At 57.2% G+C, this 24,360-nt stretch carries 21 protein-coding genes; 11 read left to right on the forward strand and 10 right to left on the reverse strand.

Going from position 1 to position 24,360, the window contains the following annotated elements:
• Window positions 1-31 precede the first annotated feature (31 nt).
• From C1T17_RS20575 to C1T17_RS20590, 4 genes are all read right to left on the reverse strand, one after another.
• Window positions 32-1,027 (reverse strand): site-specific integrase, encoded by a 996-nt coding sequence (locus C1T17_RS20575; protein WP_223262970.1) that lies wholly within the window; start codon window positions 1,025-1,027, stop codon window positions 32-34.
• 222 nt (window positions 1,028-1,249) lie between these two features.
• Window positions 1,250-2,137, reverse strand: a complete 888-nt coding sequence (locus tag C1T17_RS20580; protein WP_104955513.1) for a hypothetical protein — start codon at window positions 2,135-2,137, stop codon at window positions 1,250-1,252.
• 391 nt (window positions 2,138-2,528) lie between these two features.
• The gene (locus C1T17_RS20585) at window positions 2,529-3,476 is read right to left on the reverse strand and encodes a quinoprotein relay system zinc metallohydrolase 1 (RefSeq protein ID WP_104955514.1); all 948 of its coding nucleotides are present in this window, start codon (window positions 3,474-3,476) and stop codon (window positions 2,529-2,531) included.
• Window positions 3,473-4,291: a quinoprotein dehydrogenase-associated SoxYZ-like carrier gene (locus C1T17_RS20590; protein WP_104955515.1), complete on the reverse strand. Its 819-nt coding sequence runs from the start codon at window positions 4,289-4,291 to the stop codon at window positions 3,473-3,475. The genes C1T17_RS20585 and C1T17_RS20590 overlap by 4 nt, the downstream gene beginning before the upstream one ends.
• Window positions 4,292-4,361: 70 nt before the next feature.
• Between C1T17_RS20590 and C1T17_RS20595 the strand changes: the two genes are divergently transcribed.
• The 10 genes from C1T17_RS20595 to C1T17_RS20640 all read left to right on the forward strand — a co-directional run bounded on the left by C1T17_RS20595 (window position 4,362) and on the right by C1T17_RS20640 (window position 15,569).
• Window positions 4,362-4,898 (forward strand): rhodanese-like domain-containing protein, encoded by a 537-nt coding sequence (locus C1T17_RS20595; RefSeq protein ID WP_104955516.1) that lies wholly within the window; start codon window positions 4,362-4,364, stop codon window positions 4,896-4,898.
• Between the two features lie 473 nt (window positions 4,899-5,371).
• Entirely contained in the window at window positions 5,372-6,163 is a 792-nt protein-coding gene (gene amoC / locus C1T17_RS20600) for a bacterial ammonia monooxygenase, subunit AmoC (RefSeq protein WP_104955517.1), read from the forward strand.
• Window positions 6,164-6,278: 115 nt separating this feature from the next.
• Entirely contained in the window at window positions 6,279-7,133 is an 855-nt protein-coding gene (gene amoA / locus C1T17_RS20605; RefSeq protein ID WP_104955518.1) for a bacterial ammonia monooxygenase, subunit AmoA, read from the forward strand.
• Between the two features lie 46 nt (window positions 7,134-7,179).
• Window positions 7,180-8,424, forward strand: a complete 1,245-nt coding sequence (gene amoB, locus C1T17_RS20610) for a bacterial ammonia monooxygenase, subunit AmoB (RefSeq protein ID WP_189338625.1) — start codon at window positions 7,180-7,182, stop codon at window positions 8,422-8,424.
• Between the two features lie 99 nt (window positions 8,425-8,523).
• Window positions 8,524-9,105: a hypothetical protein gene (locus tag C1T17_RS20615; protein ID WP_145959055.1), complete on the forward strand. Its 582-nt coding sequence runs from the start codon at window positions 8,524-8,526 to the stop codon at window positions 9,103-9,105.
• Between the two features lie 47 nt (window positions 9,106-9,152).
• Complete coding sequence (locus C1T17_RS20620) at window positions 9,153-9,527, forward strand: copper resistance protein CopC (RefSeq protein ID WP_104955521.1); 375 nt, start codon at window positions 9,153-9,155, stop codon at window positions 9,525-9,527.
• A 2-nt stretch (window positions 9,528-9,529) separates the two neighbouring features.
• On the forward strand, window positions 9,530-11,533 hold the full coding sequence (locus C1T17_RS20625; RefSeq protein WP_104955522.1) for a CopD family protein: 2,004 nt from the start codon (window positions 9,530-9,532) through the stop codon (window positions 11,531-11,533).
• Window positions 11,530-12,069, forward strand: coding sequence for a hypothetical protein (locus C1T17_RS20630; protein WP_145959057.1), 540 nt, complete (start codon window positions 11,530-11,532; stop codon window positions 12,067-12,069). The genes C1T17_RS20625 and C1T17_RS20630 overlap by 4 nt, the downstream gene beginning before the upstream one ends.
• Window positions 12,070-12,143: 74 nt before the next feature.
• Window positions 12,144-13,934, forward strand: coding sequence for an acyl-CoA dehydrogenase (locus tag C1T17_RS20635; protein WP_104955524.1), 1,791 nt, complete (start codon window positions 12,144-12,146; stop codon window positions 13,932-13,934).
• Window positions 13,935-14,210: 276 nt separating this feature from the next.
• Window positions 14,211-15,569, forward strand: coding sequence for an acetyl-CoA hydrolase/transferase family protein (locus C1T17_RS20640; RefSeq protein ID WP_104955571.1), 1,359 nt, complete (start codon window positions 14,211-14,213; stop codon window positions 15,567-15,569).
• Between the two features lie 371 nt (window positions 15,570-15,940).
• On the opposite strand, the gene tnpC is transcribed toward C1T17_RS20640, so the two are convergent.
• The 6 genes from tnpC to C1T17_RS20665 form a co-directional block, all read right to left on the reverse strand.
• The gene (gene tnpC, locus C1T17_RS20645; RefSeq protein ID WP_104955525.1) at window positions 15,941-17,296 is read right to left on the reverse strand and encodes an IS66 family transposase; all 1,356 of its coding nucleotides are present in this window, start codon (window positions 17,294-17,296) and stop codon (window positions 15,941-15,943) included.
• Window positions 17,297-17,460: 164 nt separating this feature from the next.
• Entirely contained in the window at window positions 17,461-17,913 is a 453-nt protein-coding gene (locus tag C1T17_RS20650) for a YqaA family protein (protein WP_223262972.1), read from the reverse strand.
• A gap of 156 nt (window positions 17,914-18,069) precedes the next feature.
• A complete protein-coding gene (locus C1T17_RS22185; RefSeq protein ID WP_145959058.1) occupies window positions 18,070-18,591 on the reverse strand; it encodes a helix-turn-helix domain-containing protein in 522 nt (173 codons plus the stop codon).
• A gap of 168 nt (window positions 18,592-18,759) precedes the next feature.
• Window positions 18,760-19,548, reverse strand: coding sequence for a DUF2189 domain-containing protein (locus tag C1T17_RS20655; protein WP_104955526.1), 789 nt, complete (start codon window positions 19,546-19,548; stop codon window positions 18,760-18,762).
• A 683-nt stretch (window positions 19,549-20,231) separates the two neighbouring features.
• Window positions 20,232-20,555, reverse strand: a complete 324-nt coding sequence (locus C1T17_RS20660; RefSeq protein WP_104955527.1) for an EthD family reductase — start codon at window positions 20,553-20,555, stop codon at window positions 20,232-20,234.
• A 39-nt stretch (window positions 20,556-20,594) separates the two neighbouring features.
• Complete coding sequence (locus C1T17_RS20665) at window positions 20,595-21,416, reverse strand: OmpW/AlkL family protein (RefSeq protein ID WP_104955528.1); 822 nt, start codon at window positions 21,414-21,416, stop codon at window positions 20,595-20,597.
• Between the two features lie 928 nt (window positions 21,417-22,344).
• On the opposite strand from C1T17_RS20665, the gene C1T17_RS20670 reads away from it, so the two are divergent.
• On the forward strand, window positions 22,345-24,354 hold the full coding sequence (locus C1T17_RS20670) for a TonB-dependent receptor family protein (RefSeq protein WP_104955529.1): 2,010 nt from the start codon (window positions 22,345-22,347) through the stop codon (window positions 24,352-24,354).
• Window positions 24,355-24,360: the final 6 nt, after the last annotated feature.

Genomic DNA, 24,360 nt, shown 5'->3' on the forward strand with positions numbered 1-24,360 from the left:
AACAATTACAAGCAGGCAGCGGCCGGGTGCGCTACAGAAACTGCGCCCCGGCATGATCGTCGAACAGTTCGGCGCTGCGGACATATTCCGAGAGCACCTGCACCGACTTGTGGCGGCTGACGTCCTGCATCTTGAAGATGCTCGCCCGGTTGGCAGCCGCCTCGGTGAGGAATCCGGCGCGCAGCGAGTGGCCCGCATAGTGCGCCGGGTCGTAGCCGGCGGCGGCGGCGCAGCGCTGGACCAGGCGCGCGATGGCGCGGTCCGACATGCGATCGTCGGTGAGCTCATCGCGGCGAGAGAGCCGCCGGAAGAGGGGTCCCTCGGCATGGCCGGCCGCCGCCATCCAGGCTAGGAGCAACGCCTTGGGACGAATCCGCTTGCCCTCCGGAATGGCGACGATAACGCCCTCGCGGGTCTGGTCGGTCTTCGACTTGGCGATCATCAACTCGATGCCTTTGTCGACGAGCCCGACGTCGGGCACATCGAACGCAACGAGTTCGGACCGGCGCAGCGCGGCCGACATGCCGATCGCGAGGAGCGCGCGGTCGCGCACCGCGCGCAGGCCATCGCCTTGGATCGTCTCGAGCATATGGCGTAGCGCGGCAGCGTCGGCGGCGCGCTTGCGGACCTTGGGCTTGCCGTGGGTCGCGCGGATGCCGGCGAGCACCTCGAGCAGCCGGCCGGAGCCGGGCACGGTGTTCGGCGGCGCATGACCGGCTTGGCGGTGATAATAGGCGATCGCCGAGATCCGCTTGCCGATGGTACGAGGGTTGGTGCCGGCATCGGCATCGGCGCTGGCGAACACCGCGACCGCATCGGGGCTCGCGGGCATTGCCTGGATGCCGTGCTGCTGACACCAGGCGGTGAAGATCTTCCAGTCGGCCTCATAGGCGCGCCGGGTCGATGACGCCCGCGAGGCTTTGGCGTAGTCGGCGGCGCGCGCGATCTGCGCGTGGAGGATGTCGGGCAGCGCGGGCTGCTCGGCCACCACCGGCAACAGCCGCGACGGGTCCATGTCATCACTCATCACGCGATCCTAACGCACCCCCTTCCGCGCATCAATCTACTGTCCGAGAATCACACTTCTCGGACACAAGTTGCGATATCAGGAGTGTTAACGAACTCATTTTCAGGCGAGCAGAACCGTTTACGAAGCATCCGAACCCCCCAGTCGGAACCAGCTGGTTGGACAACACCGATCGGTTCAGCTGGCGCAGTCGCCTGGCAGCCATAGCATCGCGCGAATCGGCTAGTGTGCAGAGTGTTTCCGGGCGACGACATTCAGTTCCTCGTTCTCGATGAAGTTCAGCATTTGCGGCACCATTTTCGGAAACGTTCTGTGCGGAGTGGCCGAACTGCAGTACGTGACGCTTTTGCCTGCGGCGCATCCCTTGAAGGATCGGCACCCGGACACCAGAGAATGATCTGGGATTGGCGTGCACCTGGCGCAGTTTGCCCACCAGGCGGCGGTCCCGCTCCCAAAGTCGGGGAACAGCTCGTCGGCAGGGTTGTGGATGATCAAAACAGCCGGGATGCCGGGACATTTGGCACCTTGAAGATCGTCTTCTGCAATTCCAGCGGCGGTCGCGACAACCGCACGCACTGGCAATTGCTTAGTTGCAAATATGGGAATGCCTTCAGCCATGGACCCACCGTCGGAATGACCGAGATAAGCGATCGCTCTTTGGTCGACACAATATCCTTGTTCTATCGTTGACGCCACAGCCGATTGGAGTTCGAGCGCGCGGCGCGAAAGACTAACATGATCACTATAGGCCACGATGTTGCCGCGCCGGGTTGCCTCCGTGGTGAGATTGTAGAATGATTCTGATCGATGCCTGTCAAAGCCTGCCGGAGCAAATATGACGAGCAGTGGATAGGCCGTGGTGGCGTTATAATTATGTGGCGTTCGAACCCAGATCCGCAGCCCCGAGCTCGTCCTCAGCTCGTCGCCTAAATCGATGTGTCCGCGACGACTTCCAGTAGCGCACGCCTCATTCAATCCAACAGCACGTGGCGCATCAGCCGTTGGCTGAATGGCGGGTTGGTACAGAAATTGCGCAAGAATGCCGACTGCAATCGCCCCGGCAATCGCCGCAAAGCCGAGCTTTCCTCCAACCCGCGATACTTCATTCACTGTTTGAACTCGGTCATTTTAGCTTTCACACCTTGCGATTAATCCCGCCTCGGCCGATAATGCTGTACCTGGTCAGCCGCCCTTCGACGTCTGCATGCCCGGTTATAGATCCGACCAATCTGTAGAAAGTATGTAAAGAAGTACGGCGCGCTGCGTTCTAGAGCGCGCGACACCGGTGCCAACTTGTGGTTAGCTTAACGTCCAACCGCGAGAAGCTTTATTATCATCCAAACAGATTATTGTGGAACGTCCTCGACGCTCGCAGAATATTCGCTTGGTCTGACAACTGCTCCATGAATGGGTGCGCTTCACCAATGTGCATCAAGAAGTACAACAGTAGCTTGTGTTCCCGAGTTCAGAGTTGCGGGCTTTGAAACAGCGACACTTATTTCTAACGGTTGTCGACGCGTGGAAGCATCCTCGCCTCCGTTATCGCGAATAGATGCGATATCGATCGCTGAAGTTCGTAACGCGTGGCCTTGAGGTCGGCGAAGCGCGCAGGTATCTCGATGTTACCGGCCTCGACAGGGTCCAAGCCGCTCGCTACCGCCGTCTCGATCGCTGTCTGCAGCCAGGCGAGCCAGTCCTTGGTCTGGTCGATTGCAGTGGAAGCGGTTGGGTCGAAAGGGCCATGACCGGGCACAACGGAACGGTGCCCAAGCGACTTGAGCGTATCGAGCGTCGCTTGCCATCGACTCAGGTCCGCGTTGGGCGTGCTAGGCGCGCGATCGTGAAAGACAAGGTCGCCCGCGATGAGCGTTGAAGTCGTTTCGTCGAAATAAGCAACATCTGCCGCGCTGTGGCCGTTTAACGGAAGAATGCGAATGCGACGATCACCAAAGTCCTCCACATCGGATGAGATGATATGGCCTGGTAAAACCAGTTCTGTGCCGCGCATCCAGTCACCGAGGATACGATACATTCCATCGGAATAGACCCTGCCCTCACTCGTAAGGTCGCTATTTAGTTCGGGCGTGGCCGCCACGAGCGACTTGTCGAATGCGCCATCACCGTAGCTATGGTCAGGATGCAGATGGGTAAGAAAAACCCGAATGATTGGCATGCCCGTCAATCGTTCAGCCAGAGCCTTGAGCGCCGTGCCATAGCGTAGGGACGGCCCGCAATCGAACAGGACGGTGCCTTTGGGAGTCGCCAGAATAGTGATATTTGCGATTGCCCCGCCATTGGAACGAGCTATCGGCTCGTCCGCGCCGCGGACTATCCAGAGCCCGTCACCGATTGAAACTGGCGTGATCGTATATTGAAGCGACTGTGCCCATGCCGCGCCGGCCACCGGCAAAGCCACCGTGGCGACCAATAGATCGCGCCGACTGATCACTTCAAGGCAGAGGCCAAGCCAACCGGACGATCCATAATAGCCAGCGTCGCATCATAGTCGATCCCATTGGTGTCGCGACCGGTGACCAGAAGCTTCGCGCTTTTGGAAGGAGCGACAATTACCGTAATCACTGGATCTTCGGCAACGGATGCCTCTATAGCGAGGCTCCCGAATATCTTTCCATCCGCGTCGGTCAGCGCCAAACTTTCGAGATGGTAAGTCGGAATATTCGCGACAAAACCGGTATCCATCGGATGACGCATGGCGAGACGAACGCGATCGCCGCCCTCGGTGTGCCAAGCACCGCCGCGGATTTCGCCAAGATGCTGTGACCAATCGCCCCGTGCACGGCTCAGCGGTGGCATCGAACATCCGCCACCCGCTGCATCCACCCACGCACCACTTACGAGCCAGGAACCATCCTTCAGTTGCACTGCGCCACGTACCGGGGTTCGCTGATCCAGTTTGATGTTGGTCGCGAGATAGGGCGCGGCGTCGGCCAGGACATAGTCGATGGCCAGCGGTATCGGATTGAGATCTGCAAAAATGAGGATGCGCTTAACGCCACTAATTGTTCGCGCGTCCACAGCTACAGGGAAGCTGCGCTGGTTCTCGGCGATCTGCGGCATGATCACGCGTACGCGCGGGTCGAAGCGAACGTCGCTGTCTCCGAAAAAGGTTTCACCTAGCGCCTTCCAGACAGGCGACTGGAGCGGATCGGCTGGAACTTCTGCGACAGCGGGACTGCTGCAGATGAACAGCGCAATAGCCGCCACGCCCAGACGCTTGGTCGGGTTGCTGTGATTCTTTCCCATAGCTCCAAAGTAGAATGGTCCAGCCGGCATTCCAATGGTACTTTAGGCTGATGCGGCGGAAAGGTAATTGATGCTAACTCTTGTCTTGGGCGCGGCCGTTGCAGTGGCAGGGATGCCCCTCACGGACGGTCGAGACTTCGATGCTGTTTCCGGTTATCGGATCGCGCATTATCGGTCAGTGGTCCCTTTCCCGCCCGAAGGGGTACGAAAGATCGAGGTCCAGGAGGCGCTCGAACTGCTTCGTCGGCAAGGCGCGTTGTTCGTAGATGTAACGCCGGCGCAGGGAGGCCGTCGTGACGCGCTGACAGGCCATTGGGCCCTGGCTGAGACACATGAAACGATTCCAGGAGCCCGCTGGTTTCCGGACGCCGGGCGGGGACAGTTGGAGCCAGTTGCCGAAGCATGGTTTCTCGGCGGCATGGCTCGCCTGTTACGAGGCTCCGTTCGGCCGATTGTTGTGTTTTGCCTTGCCGATTGCTGGATGAGTTGGAACGCCTCAATGCGACTGCGACGGGCCGGATACCGAGATGTGCGCTGGTTCGCCGACGGGGTGGACGGTTGGCGAGAAAAGGGCCTGATGCTCGTAAATAGATATCCGGAAAATTAATTCCTCTGGTCGACTCCACAGTCTGCAAGGCCGCAACCGCCAAACAATTTATCTCCAGCTTCGGGTGGTCTCATAGAAGCCACACCCGATCTCGTCCCCCTAAACCCCTAGCCAGACGTACTGAAGCGGTGCGCAGCCTTGGCACATTAGACTAAAGTGCCATCGACAGTCGATTGGTAAGACGCCATCCAATATCCTCGCGCAGTATTTTAAGCCGCCAGCGTAGCTGACGGAAACAGGGAGAGGGGCTCGATGGCCTTCAGTCAGTTCCAGTCACCACCCAATGTTGCGGACGTGTTTTTACTCATCTCCGGTGGGCGGATTTTGGGACGTTACGACCAGCTAAGCCATTGTTCTAAAATCCAAAACTCGCGCGACGAGCTTGGGCCGTGATGTCTCACGGCAGTCAACCGGACTGCATCGGGTAATTAGGTCTAAGCAGCCGACCGTAAAAAGATGGAAGGAGTAGAGTGATGGCAACAGTTGCAAATGCGACTCCGCTTGGGAGACCAAGCGATGATCGGAAGATTGTGAATTTTAAGATCCCCGCAATAGCCACGGTAGGCCTTTTGGCGATCATGGTTTTCTACAGAACCTTTCAAAGGATGTTCGCCTGGACTGCGGGGCTCGATTCCACGGATCCGGTTTTCGACACTTACTGGATGGGTCTACTCAAAGCTGAACTGGTATTAATTCCATTGCTCTGGGTTGGCGTGTGGTCTTACATTTGGTTCACGCGAGACAAAAACCTGTATTCAATTACGCCTCGAGAGGAACTTCGCAGGTACTTTAATCTGGTTTTGTTCATTTTCGTTTACGCAGTTGCTGTCTGGTTTGCAGCGAGCTTTTTCGCGGAGCAAGATGCATCTTGGCACCAGACTGTCGTTCGCGACACCAGCTTCACACCGAGCCATGTGGTGCTCTTCTACGGCACCATGCCTTTGTACGTGACGTTCGGCGTCGGCTCTTTGCTTTACGCAACGACCCGTCTGCCAAAATATGCAGACAATATTTCGATTCCGCTGGTTCTAGCGGTGGCTGGTCCATTCATGATTCTCCCGAACCTGGGCTTCAATGAATGGGGCCACGCCTTCTGGATGATGGAAGAGGTGTTCACGGCGCCGCTGCACTGGGGCTTCGTTGTCATGGGCTGGACAGTCTTGGCTCTAGGTGGTCTGCTGCTGCAGATCGCGCAGCATATGATCACCCTTCTCAGGCAGATGGGCGAACTTGCCGAAAGCGAGGGTGAGGTCATCGCGGGCTAGTTCAGGATTATTGCGCGAGATCGGCTCGGTGTCGGTTTCGCGCAAAACGAAAAACAACGGTTACAGGGGGCGCGCATGCGCTTGGCATTTCGTCGCCGGAAGCATGGAGAGTAAGATGAGAGACAATCCAGGACAAACAATTTATGGAATAAAGTGGTCGAAGGAAGGGGCAAAGCTATCGCGGACCTTCGACATCATCGTCGCGGTGATCCTGTTGCTGGCGGTCGCCGGCGCGACTCATCTTCACTTCATGCTACTTGCGGGCGATTGGGACTTTTGGGTCGATTGGAAAGACCGGGAATTCTGGGTGACGTTGACGCCGATTGTGGCGATCATGTTTCCAGCGGCCTTGCAGTATATGTTCTGGAAATATTTTCGTCTCCCGATTGCCGCAACGCTGGCAATTGTGGGCCTGATGATCGGCGAGTGGCTCAACCGCTATTACGGCTTCCATCTGTGGTCCTATTTCCCAATGAGCATGGTGTGGCCCGCAATGCTACTGCCGAGCGCACTAGCTCTGGATGCCATTCTCTTGCTCACCGGCAATTTCCTGTTGACTGCGATATTCGGCGGAATGGCGTTTTCTCTGCTGTTCTACCCTTCGAACTGGTTCATGTTGGCCCCATACAGATTGCCCGTGCAGATCATGGATTATCTTGCATCTGTGGGTGACGTGATGGGTTACTCGTTCACGCGAACGGCAACTCCAGAATATCTTCGGATGATCGAACGCGGCACGTTAAGGACATTCGGTGGACACTCCGCGACGGTGTCGGCCTTTTTTAGCGGCTTTGTATGCATATTAACATATATGGTCTGGTGGGGCTTTGGCGTCCTTTTCTCGCGCGTGATCACCGTCCCGAATACGTTCAAGAAGCTCCTTGGCCTGGTTCCAAAGGCAGCCGGAACGTCGACGCAGCAAGGGGGCAAGGATACTAAGCTTACAACAAGCACCGTGGGGGGGGTTTGAGAACATGCAGCTAATAATAGGGAAAACACGCAACATCTTCCGGCGCTTGACGGCAGCTTTGCTGCTGATCGTCAGCCTTGCCGGAGCTGGTTTGTCATCGCCGGCTTTTGCCCATGGTGAGCGCAATCAGGAACCCTTTTTAAGGCTCCGTACCGCTCACTTCTACGATGTAAAATGGAGTTCCAAATCGGTCCCAGTGAACGGTAGTATAATCATAACTGGCCGGTTTAGACTCTTTAAAGAATGGCCAGCCAACCTTCCCAAGCCAGACGTTGCATTTTTGGGCAATGGTACGCCAGGACCAGTCTTCGTGAGGACGGAAAGCTATATCAACGGGGTTCCGGCAATCCAATCTGCGCCGCTGGAGCTCGACCGAGATTATGCTTTCAAATTTGTGCTAAAGGCACGAATTCCTGGCCGTCACCACGTCCACCCTATGATCAACGCCCAAGAAGCGGGGCCGCTACTCGGCCCGGGGGAATGGGTGACAGTGACAGGTTCCCATGCCGACTTCAAATTGCCTGTTCGGACGATCAACGGAACCTTCATTCCCAATTTGGAGACGTGGGGACTTGATCGCGTTTACTTGTGGAACGGCCTGTGGTTCGCCATTGCTATTGGATGGCTACTCTTCTGGCTGCGGCGCCCACTCCTCATCACCCGCTACTTGGCGGTGACCGAAGGCAAGGAAGAGGCTCTGATCTCGAACAAGGACCGCGTTGTCGGAGCAATCCTGCTAGCATCGACCATCGTGATCGTCTTCGTTGGATATGTCGTCACTGACAACGCCTTCCCGCGCACAATTCCTTTGCAAGGCGGTCGAGCGAGCGTCGAACCTTTGCCGTTCACCCCCGGTGCAGTGAAGGTGTATGTTACCAAGTCGACTTATGATGTGCCTGGCCGCTCCCTAAAAATTGAGATGAATCTCACCAATGAGGGGCCAGCGCCAGTCCAACTGGGTGAATTCCTCACGTCGAATCTCCGGTTTATCAACGCGAGCGTTCCAGCAGCAGTAAAGGGTCTGGATCCAAACTATCCGCGCGATGTCGTGCCGGTAAATGGTCTAAAAGTTAGTGACAACCGGCCTATCGCCCCGGGCGAAACGCGCAAAATTGCTGTTGCGGCGACAGACGTAGCTTGGGAAAAAGAAAGACTGACGAGCTTGTTGAACGATCCTGACAACCTGGTGGGGGGACTCTTGTTCTTCTTCGATGCGGCCGGGAATCGATCAATCAGCAACGTGTCTGGGCCTATGGTACCAGTCTTTACGGCAGAAACGGTGAAAGGCTGAATTCCCGCGACTTTGCTCAGGGTTGCGCCACGCTAGTGCGCGGCGGGACTCTGAGCAAAGGACGATGACATTGTAATCGTAGGATTTGGAGAGTTGATCATGAGGCTGACTGGTCGTCGAGGAGTCGCCGCATATTGTTTAATCATTTTTTGCGCGCCGACATCTGCTCATGCTCACGGCGGCCTGACGATGGAGAAAGACGTCTGCAAGCTTCAGGTCGGCCAGTATCAAATGCATTTCAACGGGTATCAGCCCGACAGCCAGGGTGCCGAGCAGTTCTGCGAAGATATTCCGAGTACCGGCAGAACCGTAATCGTTCTCGATTTCATTGACGATAATCTGCGCAAGCTTCCGATCGATGTGAGGGTGGTCAAAGCGTCTGGTTCGGAGGCGGATCTTGCGAAGGCCACAGTCTTTCATGTCGAGCCGCGGGTCTATCCGACAGGATCACTTTCATTTTCGTATGATTTCAAGGAGGGGGGGAATTTTATCGGGCTGGTTTCCGCAGGTGGTGACACCGCGCATGTGGCACGATTCCCGTTCGCTGTCGGCAGCATGTGGCTGCACTGGAGAAAACCTCTCGGACTCCTGGCGATCATGCTCCTCGCGGTCGGCGGACTGTTCGGATACTCTACGCTCAAAAGACCGGCCAAACGAAGCAGCGCGCAACGCCGTGTATAGGACACTGGCGGTAACATCAGCGCGCCGGATGATTTTCCCACGAGAAAGTGATCAAGAAAATGCGAATATCGACCCTTTCGCTGGTGTGCATCGCCTGCATTCCATCTCCGCTTTTTGCGCATGCCGCGTTGGTTAAGTCAGTGCCGGGCAGTCGCGCCGTGATCGACAAGATGCCGCCACAGGTGGAACTGTGCTTCAATGAGGAAGTCGACCTCAAATTTTCGACATTTTCGATTAGCGACACGGCGGGCAAACATGCGCCGCTTGGACCTATAAAACTCGGTCGCGACGCGCGGTGCCTATCTGCCAAGAGCGGAGCTCTCGCCAAAGGCACCTATCAGCTTAACTATCATGTACTCTCGAAGGATGGTCATATTGTTAAGTATGGACTGCAATTCACCATTCGTGCGGATTCCAAATAACAGTGAATGAGTTGCTGTCAGCGTCCACGACGGCAATTATCAACGCTACTTTGGCCTGGTTGATCGGAGCCTCGCTTTTCAGTCTGTCGACGGCGCATCTTTCAAACGCGGTTCTCTGGAACTGGCGAAAGAAGATGCGTTTGGGGACAATGGTCGCGGCGCTCATTTTACCGGTTGCTCTGGTTCTCAACCTGGCAGCGCGGTCGGCTTCCGCTAATGATGTCCATCTTTGGGCCATCATGACGGATCCCAAGCTGGTGCTGGAATTCGCCGCTGGAAGCTCGTCCGGTCAGGTGGTCTACATTCGCTTGCTTATGGCGTGTTTCGGAGCGGTTTGCCTCGGAGGTGCTTGGTTTTGGGACCGATCTGCGCCGTGGCGCCTGACCCATATCATTGCGCTTGCCGTCGGCGTTATCTCTGGCGTCATCGGACCGCTCGGGGGCCATGTCGCCGGCGATGAGGCTACCCGATGGTTGGTGCCGATCCATATTGCCCATATCCTTGCAATGGCCACATGGCTCGGGGGGCTGCCTGGCTGGGTAGGCCTGGTCATCTGCACGAGCCAAACCCCATCATCGCCATTGCAAAGAGATGTGCTTGCAGCATTACGCAGCTTCTCCAAGCTGGCTACAGCTTGCATGGCTATTATTATTACGTCAGGCGTGGCGCTGGCCAGCGCCTGGATCAAGTCACAGGGGGACTTGATCGGGACGACGTACGGCTGGCTTCTATGCGCCAAAATATGCATTTTGATGGCTGTTTTGCTGTTGGCGAACCGGGTTCGCAAGCGACTGCTATCTGGCCACAATCGCCAGGGCCACAAACTCGGGCTGGGCGTTCCCGTCGCGCGCTGGGTGGTCGCGGAACTCGCGCTTGGCGGCGTGATTTTAGGATTGGCAGGAACACTCGCGCAGACGACTCCCGCGGTGCATGATCAGCCGGTCTGGATCCTTCCTTTCAGGATCGCGCTTTCAGCAACATGGCCCGTATGGCCGACAATGTGGGTCTTTCCGATCGCGACCGGGGTCGCCTGTCTTTCGCTTCTGACCGGTTTCGCGCGCTGGGCGTCACTCTCCCGAGCCCGGCGCGCGCTCCTGGCGGCTGCGGGACTGTTAGCAGCCGGAGTTGCCGCCTGGGCCGCTAGCGTGCCGGCTTACCCAGAGACCTATCGGCGATCGACGTCGCCATATCTCACAGTCTCCATCGCGCAGGGCGCCAAGAATTACCGAGAAAATTGCACCGCTTGTCACGGACCCGGTGGACAAGGCGACGGGCCGCTTGCCAAATCGCTGCCCAAGCCACCGGCGAATCTCTCCCAACCCCACACAGCGCTACACACGGGCGGCGACCTCTATTGGTGGATCAAAAATGGCATTCCGGAAAGCGGTATGCCGCCATTCGGTGATATGTTTGATGAGCAGAGCATTTGGGACACTGCAAATTTCCTTCGGGTTTTTTCCCAAGGGTTTGAAGCCAGGGTGCTCTCGCCGCTGATCGCGCCAAACGGCCCCTGGCTCGGCGCACCGGACTTCTATTTTGAGCGATCCGATGGCTCGCCAGGCGAGCTGAAAGACTTTCGACACGCCGCAAACGTGCTGATCGCCGTATTTCCGGCTGCCTCCGGGTCGACCTCGGCGCGCGTGAAGCAGCTTGTAATGGCCCAGCGCACATTGGCGGCGTCAGGGATTCAACTGATCCTCGTTACGCCGCACAAATTGCCGAATCTCCCTAACACGATTGTTCAAGTTAACGATGACGCCGCGCAGGTGATCGAGAGCTACGCATTCCTGTCGCGCACTCTAGCCAACAAAGGCCGCAGCAATGAACTCAACATGAGCCGCAGCTATGTCGAGTTCCTCATCGATCGTTTCGGCTTCGTCCGCGGACGCTGGATACCCGAAGAAGATCGCGACGGTTGGCAGAATCTTGTGAAACTGAAGCAAATATCAAAGACGCTTTTCGACGAACCGGAGATACGCGGATCGCCGGATGCCCATATTCATTGAGCGAGGAAGCTATGTGGAAATCAACTGTACTTGTTTTGCCTCTCATGATCGCAAGTTGCTCGGGAGGAGCCCAAAAGACTCCAGATGCCCCAAAGGAAGCGCACTCCGAGCACAACATGGCAGCGATGCCGGGCATGGGAAACATGAGCGATCCAGGACACGATATGTCTTCGATGGACGACGCAAAGCCGGTGGCTTCAACCGATACACCCCCACTAAAAATTGTCGGCCCCATTGATGGCGCGACGATTGGGCAGCGCGTGGCCGTTGTTTTTGAGGGACCCGCTCAGCTTTCCAAATATACGATGGATAATCCTGAGGCGGCAGCTCACCTGCACATTGCGCTCGACGATACTGAGCTTATGCCGATGGGCGAGCAGTTGATCAGCTTGGGCGCCAAGCAATATGTTTTCATATTCGATTTACCAACAAAACCGGGACGTCACACGATAAGTCTCTATTGGGCCGATCGGCTTCACAAGAAGATTGAAAATGGTGTCCAGACTATATCTGTAGAAGTGACCGGTTCCAAGTAATACCTTGGAACGTCCGTTGTTCGTAGCGGTTCGGGATTTCCCTTAGACGGAGATTTCGCCAGCGTTATTTCTGCATGCCAAAAAGGAAAGGTCAAGTCTTGTACAACGCGCCGATACTGGAGCAATCATTTGTCCTCAAAACGATAGCGAGTTTGAGGGAAATCGCAGGTCACGCTAGATTCTCTCTGGCAAATGACGAACTGGTCGACGCTATTTTGCAGCAGGCGGGCAAATTGGCCGGCGAGGTATTTGGGCCGCTGTGTCGCTCCGGTGACATCGAGGGTGCGCGATGGGAAGACGGAAATGTCGTTCTGCCCAACGGATTTCGCGATGCTTACAATCTATATCGCGAGGGCGGCTGGGCCTCCCTGCACGCCGATCCTGACACCGGTGGACAAGGATTGCCGTTTGCGCTATCGTGTGCCGTTCAGGAACAGTTGACCTCGGCCAATATGGCTTTTGCCCTGTGCATGATGCTTAGCCAGGGCGCAATTCATGCCCTTTCGCACCATGCCTCCGAGGAATTGCAGCGTCGCTTTCTCAGTCGCCTTGTGAGCGGCGAATGGACTGGCACGATGAACCTTACAGAGCCGCAAGCCGGTTCGGACGTGGGCGCTCTAAGGACGCAGGCGACGCCCGATGTTGACGGCCGTTACAGGATATCCGGCGAGAAGATTTTCATAACATGGGGCGACCATGACGTTGCTGAGAACATCGTCCATCTGGTGCTCGCCCGTCTGCCCGGAGCTCCGGTCGGGACCAAAGGCATTTCACTCTTTCTTGTTCCTAAGTTCCTCGTGAACGACGACGGCACCCTCGGGAACAGGAATGGAGTGTCGTGCCGTTCGCTGGAAAGAAAGCTCGGAATCCACGCGTCGCCGACCTGCACCATGCAATTTGGCGACGAGAGTATTTGCTTTGGCTGGCTCGTAGGGGAGGAAAACCAGGGCATGGCGGCGATGTTTACGATGATGAACCACGCCAGAATCAACGTCGGTCTCCAAGGCGTCGCTATTGCAGAGCGCGCTTATCAACGCAGCGTTAAATATGCTTACGAACGGCAACAGCATGGACGGCTGATTGCGACGTTCCCCGATGTGCGCCGCATGCTAATGACGATGCGTGCGAACACGCAGGCAGCACGGGCTTTGGTCTATTATACGGCGTCCCAGGTCGATTTGGCCGCAGCGGCGGCCGAGCCCGTCGATCGCAGGCAATTCCAGTGTCGGGCCGATCTCCTGACACCCGTGGCAAAAAGCTGGGCAACGGATCTGGGCGTCGAAACGACGTCGCTGGGAATCCAGGTTTTGGGCGGCTTGGGGTATATTGAGGACAGTGGGGCGGCGCAGGATTTTCGCGACGCGCGGATCGCTCCCATTTATGAAGGAACGAATGGCATTCAGGCCATCGACCTCGTTGCCCGGAAACTGGGCATCGACGATGGTAGGCATTGGCGCGAACTGTTTGCAGAAATTGAAAACTCGCTGACGCGCGCTTCACTTATCCCCACGCTTGAATCGATGGCATCCGCTTTGCGCTCGGGCCTGGAAGCTGTGTCTCGATCTACGCTTTGGCTGACGAGCAGCGCTTCAAATCTGCCCGATCAGCGGTTGGCGGCCGCTTCAGCCTATCTAAGAATCTTTGGAAATCTCGTCGGGGGATGGCTTTTACTAATCGAGGCTGAGGCGACACTCGGCGATCTATATTCGCAGGAATATGATCGCGCGTTTCTTGATGCCAAGGTAGCGACGGCGAAATTCTTCGCAGAGCAGATCGTCGCACCCCAATCCGCCATCTCGAGTGGTCTTTTGCTCGCCGGTAGCGGTGACTATCAGCTGAGTGGAGATCAGATGCTCTCCCGGTGAATCAATCGGGCGGGCGAGCAACGGATTCCGCGCCCTGCACATATTAGACCTTAGTGTCATCGACAGAAGGGCTCGGGCGCATGCATTGGTGAAAAGGCATGATTGTTGCGGCGGAGCGGATCGGGTTCACCGCCTCTTTCCCGAGCGACGAAATGAGGGCCGCATGGCGAACAGCGCCTATCGTTACAGGAGCAGTAGGAAATAATGGGCAGAATCGGGGCACGAGAAGAAGCGGAGCGGCGTTCTGCGGGGCAAGGGACAGTCGAAGTCCTGGGCATGGAGGCTGATGGGGCGTCCGCATTGGACGAAACAGACGAGAAATCGTTTGACTCGGCCTATTGTCGAAAGCGTGTGACGGCCGAGGACGCTATTGATCTCATCCCGAACGGCGCCCGGATTGCGTTGGGCATCGGCGTCTCACAGCCCCCATCCCTGCTGCATGCGATGACGCGCAAAGCGCGATCGGGAACGCTGAAGGGAATCAAGCTCTATTATCTGCTGTCTTCGGCCGTCGCCGGAGAGACCGTTTGCGCGGCCGACTTGGGAGACAGCATCGAGCCGATCAGCCTGTTTCATTCCGGTGTCGAGCGCTCATTGGACAAAAGCGCGGTTGCCCAAGGGCGTAGCCTGTGCGCGATCATGCCTGCGGCGTTTAGTCAGGTGCCAAAGCTGTTGTGCGAGGAAGTTGCCGTTGACACCCTGATTGCGACGGTCTCGCCCATGGATTCGTCAGGAAATTTTAGTTTCGGAACAAATACGGACTATGCGCAACCGGTATCGACAATCGCGAAGCGCGTGATTCTCGAGGTCAACCCTCGAATGCCACGCGTCTCAGGCGATTGCACAGTCAATATCATGGACGTTACTGCCATCGTGGAGCACGATAGCCCGTTGCTCGAATACCCACGCGCCGCGCCCAGTCCCGAAGACAATCTTATTGGTTCGATCATTGCAGGAATGGTGAAAGATGGCGACTGCCTGCAAATGGGCATCGGCGCACTTCCTGACGCGGTATGCCGCGCGCTTCTCCACCATCAACATTTAGGTATTCACACTGAGCTTCTCACGCCTGGGTTAGCGAATCTCATGCGGATGGGCGTCGTTGACAACAGCCGCAAACAAATTCACTCTGGAAAGACGGTGTTTACCTTCGCCATGGGAGACAAGCAGCTTTACGAGTTCATGAACGATCACCCGGACCTGGAAGCATACCCGGTCAGCTACGTAAATAATCCGTTCGTGATTGCCCAGAACGAGAATGTACTCTCGGTCAATGCAACTCTACAGATTGACTTGAACGGCGCGTGCAACTCGGAATTCATGCATGGTCGGCAATTCAGTGGCTCGGGAGGACAACTTGACTTTGTCCGAGGCGCCTATGCGTCTAAGGGCGGCCGCTCCATAATTGCATGTCATTCCACGGCTGCGGGTGGAACGGTGTCGCGCATCGCACCGGTATTGTCAGGTCCTGTTACGACTCCTCGGAATGAAACCCATATTGTCGTAACCGAATATGGCTGGACGAATCTCAAGGGCAAGACGTGTCGCGAGCGGGCGCTGGCACTCATCGGTTTGGCGCACCCCAAATTTCGCGGGGAGTTGGCCGAGGCCGCGCGCTCAATTGCCTTAATTTGACAACCGACGTGATCAATCACATCTCGCCTCCGTGCCAGTGACTTGGCAGGCTAGGTCAGCTGATTTCCACAGTTATGGCCTGCTGCGACGAAGGCGCCGCGCCACTTGCGACGGGCCGGCCCACAACGCCGTCTATCGCTCCTATTCTATTCTGCCCAAGCTGGATCCGGTGTTCAGAACGATCTCTTGTTGCACAATTGCTCGCGGCCGAGTCGGCAACCGTTGCCCGCTTGGAAAATCACGGCTCAACGTCACAAAGGCCTTCTTGAGGAAGGTAGCGGGCGATAGAAAAGGCGCGTGTACGGAAGCTTTTCCCGGATCGCATGCCAATTCCGGGTAATTGCTCACGGGGTCGGCAATTGGTGCGCTGATCATGCGACCACGAATCTGCCGTCGACGAGTTCGCGGATGGCTACGAGGGCCGATTTGCCGCTGAGACGAGCGGTTCCGGTGACGGATCGATATCCAGCGTGGATCTGGGCGCCCCAGTCGGAGCGGAAGCCATTGGTGACCTTGCGGAACACGACCGAGGGGCGGATCTCGCGCTCTGATATGTTGTTGGTCGCAGGGACGTCGCGGTTGGTGAGGAAGACGAAGAACTTGCCCCGCCAGGCCTTGATTTGTTTGAGCAGAACGCGTCCCGCCGGGTGCGCGACAGGCATCTGTACCAGGCGGGTCAGCAGGTTGTCGGCCTTCGCGGCGTAGGCGGCCAGCGTTGTGTCCTTCAGGCTGCTTCGTCGCTTGCCGATCCGGATCGCCCAGCGCAGGTGGTCGCGGACTTTGGGGGCCAAGGCGGTATCCCCGCAGTCGATGGCATACTGAACATCGCGCAGGACATGCGCGAGGCAGACCTGATGCTCCTTGCCCAGTTCCTGCTGTCCAGCGTAGCGATCGGAGACCCACACATCAGGTTGGTGGCCGCCCAGCACCTCCTCAGCAACACTGCGCGCCCGGCGCGGGGCGATCTTGTGCAGGACCGCGTCTTTCGAGAGGAAGACCCATTGCCAATGGGCAATGCCGTTGGTGCGCGTGGACGTCTCATCGGACGCGATAATCTTTGCCGTGAGCAACTTGTCGGTGATCGCCTTCGTGGCTGCTGTCATTCCGGCCTCGATACGCCTGAACGCGTTGGCGATCGCCCCTTGGGAGATCGTGAGGCCAAACAGTTCCGCGGCAATCCGCGAAAGTCGCTCGAAGCTGACATGGTGGCTGTGATGCAGATAGGCCAGCAGCGAGCGGATGCCGGGGCCAAACGGCGTGCCCGGCTCCATGCCCGCCGGTGCCGCGGCACGGTAGCGACGGCCACATCCCCCGCAGCGCGCACCAAGCAATTCGATGCGGGTCACAATCGGGCGGATCGGCGGCAGGTCGGTATGATCGTAGCGGTGGCGGCAATGCTGGGCCTGCGAGGATATATCGGTCCCGCAATGGCAGCAGTTTGCCGCCATGATGCGTTCGGTTTTGTCGGGCGCCTCGGCCAATGGGCGGTGCTTGCCTTCGCGCGGCGGGCGCTTGCCAGTCTTGGGCTTACCGCCTTTGCCACCGCGCTTGCCATAGTCGTCCTTCGATGGCGGAATATGCGAATTCCTGGATGTCTTGCGCGGCGTGCCGACCAGGAATTCCAACTCGGAAATCCGCGCTACCAGTCGCTCGATCATCTCGTGCTGCGCGAGCAGCAACTCGTTCTTCTCGGCTTCGGTCAGCACATGAAGCGGCGGCGGTGACATCCGTAGGGTGAATCAGCCAATCGACCTCCGCGCAACACTTTTCTGCCAACCCCGTGAGCAATTACAATTCCGGGATCGGCTGATTTGAACCCCTTCCCCAGTCACCGGGGCGTAACAGTCCGTTGTTTCGAAACGGTCGCCGAACTTGGTATCCGTGAATTAAATCACCTGCAGACATCGGCGGCAGCGCAGATGAGGCTCGCCAAGACAGCATAGCGCGTCCCTTTTCCAGCCGCAACAATGGGAAGGAATAGACGAAGCCGCGTCTGCGCTATGCCGGCAACGATCGTGAGTGCATCACCGATGATCGGAAGCCAGGAAAACAATAGCGACCAAACGCCAAATTTTGCAAACCACTGCTGTGGCCGCTGCAGCTTAGCGCCCACACGCGCCGGCGCCAGCAGCCCGGAAATTCCCTTCCCAAGATAATAGTTCAGAAGGGCGCCGGCCGTGTTGCCGGCGGTTGCAACGACAACGAGCGACCAGAGCGCATAATTCGTTCCAACAATGGCGGCGCCAAGCGTCATCTCCGATTGGGCCGGCAGGATTGTCGCCGCGACGAAGGAAACCGCAAAAATTCCTCCATAGACTGCCATCAGGCCAAGGACCTCGTTCATCTCGAGCCTTTACTCGGCATGGTTTGCCTATATGTCATGACTTGACCGCACCGCCCTGGCTTCAAGTACAACGCCGGACGGTGGGCCCGCTGCTCGCGCGGGAGCCAATATCGGGGCATCGATTTGGTCAAGTTCGATTTTCAGCTCGGAGGTGCGTCAGGGACGATCGTGCGACACATGGCGTGTCGCCGAACTTCCCCTGAAGGTGCCTTGCGGCATAGATTCTACGGTCCTCGTTTGCGATTTTGGTGGTTTCCCATAGCCCAAGGCGCGGCACTCACGACTCAAGGTCTGGCGGCTGACAGCGATGCCAAATTCCTCAATCAACCAAAGCCGGATGTCGGCGAGCCGCACTCTACCACGCTGAGAGCGTGGGTATCTGCCTTCCAGAATATGCTCGAGCGCTCTGCGGTGAGGGTGTGAGAGCAGTGGTCCAGGGCCTGGCTTCTTGGTCCCGGCAAGCCCGTCTGGCCCCTCACGATTGAATCGCATGACCCACTCGCGAATCGTCTGAACGATAACGCCGCCTTCCTTAGCAGCACGGGATCTCGACATTCCATCATAGATTCGCGCCAAGGTTATGAGCCGACGCACTTGCGTGGGATCGACGCTCTTTCCTGCCAATATCCGCAGACGCTCCGCTGAATAATCTTTCCTCAACGGCACGGCTGCGGGCATTTCATTCTCCAAACCGACGATGATGCTTCTGTTCGAGACTTGCAGGAGGTGGGACGCTGGTGAAGCAAGAGGTTAGGGACGCGTAAACGTAAAGTTGGCACGCCCAGATAAACGCAGGTGCGACGGGATCTCCGCCGCACCTGCCTCCTCAAATATGCTTGGCTCCGGTTAATCGCCGACGGCGCGGCGATAAAGGTGCCAGGTTGAGTAACCTAACACGGGAAGAACGACGGCCAGGCCCACAAAGAATGTGAGCGCTCCAACTGCCAGAAGGCACGCCACGATACCGCCCCAAATAGCGATGGTGCGCGGATTCGCTCGCACGACCTTAAGCGATGTCCGAAGCGCGGTGGTCGCGCTCACGTCCCGGTCAACCAGCATCGGAAATGAGATGACGCTGATCGACAGAACGATCCCGGCGAAGCAGAATCCGAGGAAATTACCTAGGACGATCAGTGTCCATCCCTCGGGCGTCGTCACGATGGATGTCAGAAATGCGCCGAACGTGTCCGGCAAAGCGTACCCCATGGTATTGGTGTAAAGTGCCGCTGCTGCTCCAAGCCAAGCGAGGAACAAGCACGCCAGCATCATCGTCAAAGTCGCAATGCTGCTTCTTGTTGGAAGATGAACGATATCAAAGAAATGCCCCCAACCAGGCTCATCTCCCGACTCGCGACGCTTTGCCATCTCATAGAAACCAGTCGCGATCGCTGGCCCAAGGAGCGACATTCCGGCCACCAGCGGGAAGAGTACCTGAAATAGGTCTCCACGAATCGCGACCGTCGCAACCAGGAGGATTACAACAGGATAGAATAAGCCTACGAAGACCAGCTCGCCGCGGTTTTCGGTGAAGTCGTGCCACCCATCTCTAAGAGACGCCATCAAGTCCTTTGTCGATAAGAGACGCGTCGTTGGCAACTCGTCAATAATAACCGGTGCTATTGCTGCTAGCGCCATGGCATCCTCCATAAGCTGTCCGGTCCCGGTCGCGCATTACTGCCGACTCTGGCAAAACCCACGCCGAGAATTCTGCGTCACATTCACAGCAACGTCTATGAGACCAAGGTGCAATGTTCATCGGGTCATGGCGAGAGAAGAGTGTTTTGGAACCCCATCAAAGAGAGCGCGGCTGACACGCTCGCCGAACGCACCGCGAGCGCCACCATGCGAGCCGACCAGTTGCGCTTGTGGGACGCATCGATGGCCTCAGTCCTCTCATCCACGGCGCGACAAATGAGAGCTCCGTCCTCTTGGCTTGCAGACCGCCGCGGCACGCTGACGCAACGGACAGCGCACAATTCGAAACCCCTGTCTCGACCATCCGCTATGGCGGAAATTGTGCCCGCCCTGCGAGTGTCTAAAATTCGCCGCTTCGCCTCAGGGCCATCGACGTGACAGTCGGAAGGCTGTGGAAACGCGCTGGACGTTCCGATCGAACGGCGTGGAGCCCCGCTTGGTTGAAGGCAATTGTATGTTCTGGTCGAGGCTCCGCCTTGAAGCGTCGCGCGCATTGCGAAGAGTGAAAGCAGTCAGTCTATTTATCCGCTTGGCGCAAGCACCGGCAGCACCTTGCAATTCCTGGACTGCCACAGGAAATTGCGGAATGTCATTCGCGCTCCTGCCGTAGTGACCGCGCAGGTTCAGAAGGTGAACGACTCTTCTTCGGCTATCAATATTATTGGCGGGCCCCCGCTAGAAATCGCGGCCGCGTGCGCTAGCGTCTGCTTGCCCCCTTCGGACTCGGCGCAAGCTTCGAGGGCCTCCATCGAGGGGAAGTGCACTTCTGCAATTCTGTAATAGGGCGCCTCTCCGGCGGGAGCTCCGAGCACCTTGGTGGCAACGATTTTCGTTTTCCCCGCCAATCGCTGAACCGCCATTGGAACATGCTCGTTCACATAGGCAGCTTCGAACGTCTCGACGTCGGTCGGGGTCGGATAGATGACAATCAGCTTCACGCCGCTCATAATAGATCTCCGTTATTCGTACTTGGTCTTTGGGTCGTGTTAGAACCGGTAGCCGATGCCCACGCTCAAAAGCCAGGGGCTGAGCTTGACGTTTTTGCCGAGCAAAGATGCACCGGCAAAGCCGCGATCGAACAGATCATATTTGATATCGGGCTCCACCTTCATATATTTCGCGTCCACATTCGCGTACCAGCGCCCCGAGGTGCCGAGTGCGACATCCATGCCTGCCTGCACGGTAAAACCCAAAGTGTCTTTTATGTGAAGATTACGCGCAAAAGGGGCAAGACCTGGTCCGGTCTTGTCGCCGAAAAATACAGCATATGTGGGTCCTGCACCAACATACGGCTTAAACCCTGGGATAGGCTCAAGATGATACTGAAGAAGGACTGTGAATGGTAAGGCATACGACTTGGCAATAACGGGGCCGTTCTGCCCAACACCGGTGAGTACATCGCCGAGAGGCCCAACGGCCTTGATCGTGTGCTTGGTCAAGCAGCAGATCGTCTCGAGCGCAATGTGATCCGTTACGAAGTAGGAAAGATCGATTTCCGGCAGCACCCGGTTGGAGATGCTGAGGCTATCATTTGGAAGCGGCAACGTGGTTCCCGAAAGACCCAGCGCACCAGCGGTCGCTGCAGGCACGTTATCGACCCGCGCGGACTTCACGCCACTGCTCGTAATAATGGCTGTGGCCCGCAAACGCACCAGCCACGAGCCCTTCCAACCACTGCTGTGCGAGGCCTGACTTGCAGCGTGTTCGGGTTGCTGTGCTGGCGCCTCCTCAGCTCGGGCTACGCCCGCGAAACTTCCTGCCATCAGTGCAGCGATTGCAATACGACTTACGGCGTTTGTGCGGTTCATGGCTCACTCCCCTCTTCGTTCTCGCCCGATCCGAGCGACGTCCTTATGAACATTGAGATGCATGGTGGCGGCAGTGCGTGCGCCTGTCGATGGCACTAAGGTCGCATGGCGTTGAGACAGGCGGGTCCGCCGAAACGCGAAAAACACCCATTTTGGCGGGTTGTGGGCCAAGTGCCGCCTGGCTGCACTATATGGAGATGATGTCAAGTTAGGCTTTGGAATGAGAATAGTGAGTGCGCCGTAAATGTGGTTATGCCACGAAAGCTGCTGTCTGCTGTCTGCTGCCGAACGCGAGTAGATCGTGGGCGGCACATTGGCATCGATCGCAAAGTCGATCCGACCAAGGCGCCAGAGCCAAAATACTTGGCACTTTAGTATCATTGCCAGCGTTGACGAATGCTGTTTCTCCTCAGTAATGGGGACACCATCAGCCGCCTTTCGAGAGATGGGGAACGCATGCGCGTTCGCACTGCTGATCTGTGCACTTTTCGTACGCGTGCTTGTCCCCGCCGGCTGGATGCCGAGTCCCAACGAACGACTAACGCTGGTTCCGTGTTTCGGAATGGCGGTACACGCGCCTGAACATCGTACGGCCGACCAACCGCCGATGCACCATATAATGGGCGCAATTGGACATGACCATCATTCGCCCTTGCCCTCCAAAACCGATAGTCTGTGCGGTTTTGCCAGCCTCCATGCGCCAGTTGCTATCGCGGAATCCGTGGGTCCGGCAGCTGATGGTCTCGTCATTGCATCCATCACGATTGTTCCACCCTCCTACCGTGGAACTTATTCTCGCCTCGCGGCCCCCCCTCCCCCATCCACCGGTCCCCCAGCGTCCGTCTGAGTAGTGAAGCGCTGGCTTTGTTTGGCACAGAATTGAGGAGTGCGGACGCACGCGTGAGCGCGATGGTCCGGGGAGAGAATCATGAAGAAGAAAAATCTTGCGCTCGCGGGCGCTAGCATAGTCGTTGGTGCGTTAGGGAATGGCTCCGCCGCTCTAGCGCAGGCGTCGTCCGAGCGGACGGACATTATCGTTACTGCGCAGCGTATTGCAGAAGCTCAGGAGGAAATCGACAAGCGACCAGGTGGGGCCTCCATCGTTGAAGCCGACGTGTTCAGGAATAAGGTTGCGATATCGCTTAAGGACGCGCTGGCCTTCTCTGCCGGCGTCTATACCCAACCACGCTTCGGACAGGAGGTTCGGCTTTCAATTCGGGGCTCCGGGATCAGCAGGGGTTTCCACATGCGCGGGCTAACCCTGCTGCAGGACGGCGTGACGATAAACCAAGCAGACGACAATGGCGATTTTCAGGAACTTGATCCGCAGGTGTTCGAGCGGATCGAAATCTATCGCGGTGGAAATGCGCTCCGCTTCGGAGGCTCGACACTAGGCGGGGCGATCAACGCTATAACTCCAACTGGGCGCTCTGCATCCGGGGTTGAACTGAGATTGGATGGCGGCAGTTTCGCGACGGTTCGCGGAAAATTGGGCGCTGGCTTCAACACTGAGAGAGGCGACGCCTACCTGGCGCTGACAGCTGACAAGGGAGATGGCGATCGCCAACATGCCAAGCGCGATGCGTTGCGCTTCAACAGCAATGTCGGCCTGAAGATAAGCGACGATGTCGAGACCCGCTTCTATGCAACGCTCAGTCACATCAATCAGGATTTGCCTGGATCGCTGACCCGCGAACAGGCAATTCATACACCCGGTATCTCGCTCCCCAACAATATAGCCATGGATCAGGAACGCGACATCGATTCCGTCCGGGTTCAAAACCACACGACGATCACAATTGGTCCCGACCAAACCCTTACATTTGGCGGTTTCTTCAACGCAAAGGAGCTATTCCATCCGATTTTTCAAGTGATCGACCAAAAATCTGTGGATCGCGGATTATTTGCAAGCCTGGATTTGGGAGGTCACGTTGCAGGAATCCCTTGGGCGCTCACCTTCGGCAGCCAGGCACGATTTGGCAAGGTGCGAGCGCGACAATATACCAGTGTGTCCGGATCGCGCGACCTGCTTGTAGCCGATGCGACGCAGACCGCACGGACAATCAACACGTTTGCCGAGCTTCGCGTGAATCCGCTGTCCAAGCTAACTGTTGTGCTGGGAACCGTCCTGACGAACGGACGACGCGCCGTGGACAATCGCCTTCTGCCAATTAACAGCGACGCCGTCGCCTATACCCGGCTGGCGCCAAAGTTCGGTTTGCTCTGGTCCCCTTTGGGAAATGTTCAGGTTTTCGCCAATTACAGCCGGTCTGTAGAGTTGCCGGGATTTGGAGAACTGATCCAACAACCGGTAGTTGGCTTTGTTGCACTCAAGGCCCAGCGCGCGTGGACTGCCGAGCTAGGCACGCGCGGACATATCGGGATCGCGTCCTGGGATGTTAGTTTGTATCGCGCCGACTTGCGGGGCGAACTCCTGCAATTTACCGTTGATCCCAACATTCCTGCATCGACGTTCAACTCGGGTCGAACACGTCACCAGGGGATCGAAGCGTCTCTCACTCTAAGACCTTTCTCTTGGATGCGGCTCAGGCAGGTATATCAGCATAATGATTTTCAGTTTCGGGCGGACACAAAGTACGGCAACAACGCCCTGCCGGTCGTGCCGAAGGATCAGTATCGGGCCGAACTACGGCTGGGGACTGACACAGTCGGTCTCTCGCCAAGTGTAGAGTGGACGCCGAGGGGCGCTTGGGCTGATTATACCAACAGCAGTCGGACGCCCGGATACGTGACATTGGGGCTTGGAACCCAGATTGCACTTTCCAAAGGGCTGACACTTTTCGTCGACGCGCGGAATTTGACCGACAAAAAGGGGATTGGCGACATCTCAGCGACGATCAATGCGACGCCAAATTCCGTCATCTATTATCCGCTGGAGCGCAGGTCCGTCTATGGGGGCGTTCGTGCCACTTTTTGACCGTGG

Origin of the sequence: Sphingobium sp. SCG-1 (genome assembly GCF_002953135.1) — a bacterium.
Taxonomy (GTDB): domain Bacteria; phylum Pseudomonadota; class Alphaproteobacteria; order Sphingomonadales; family Sphingomonadaceae; genus Sphingobium.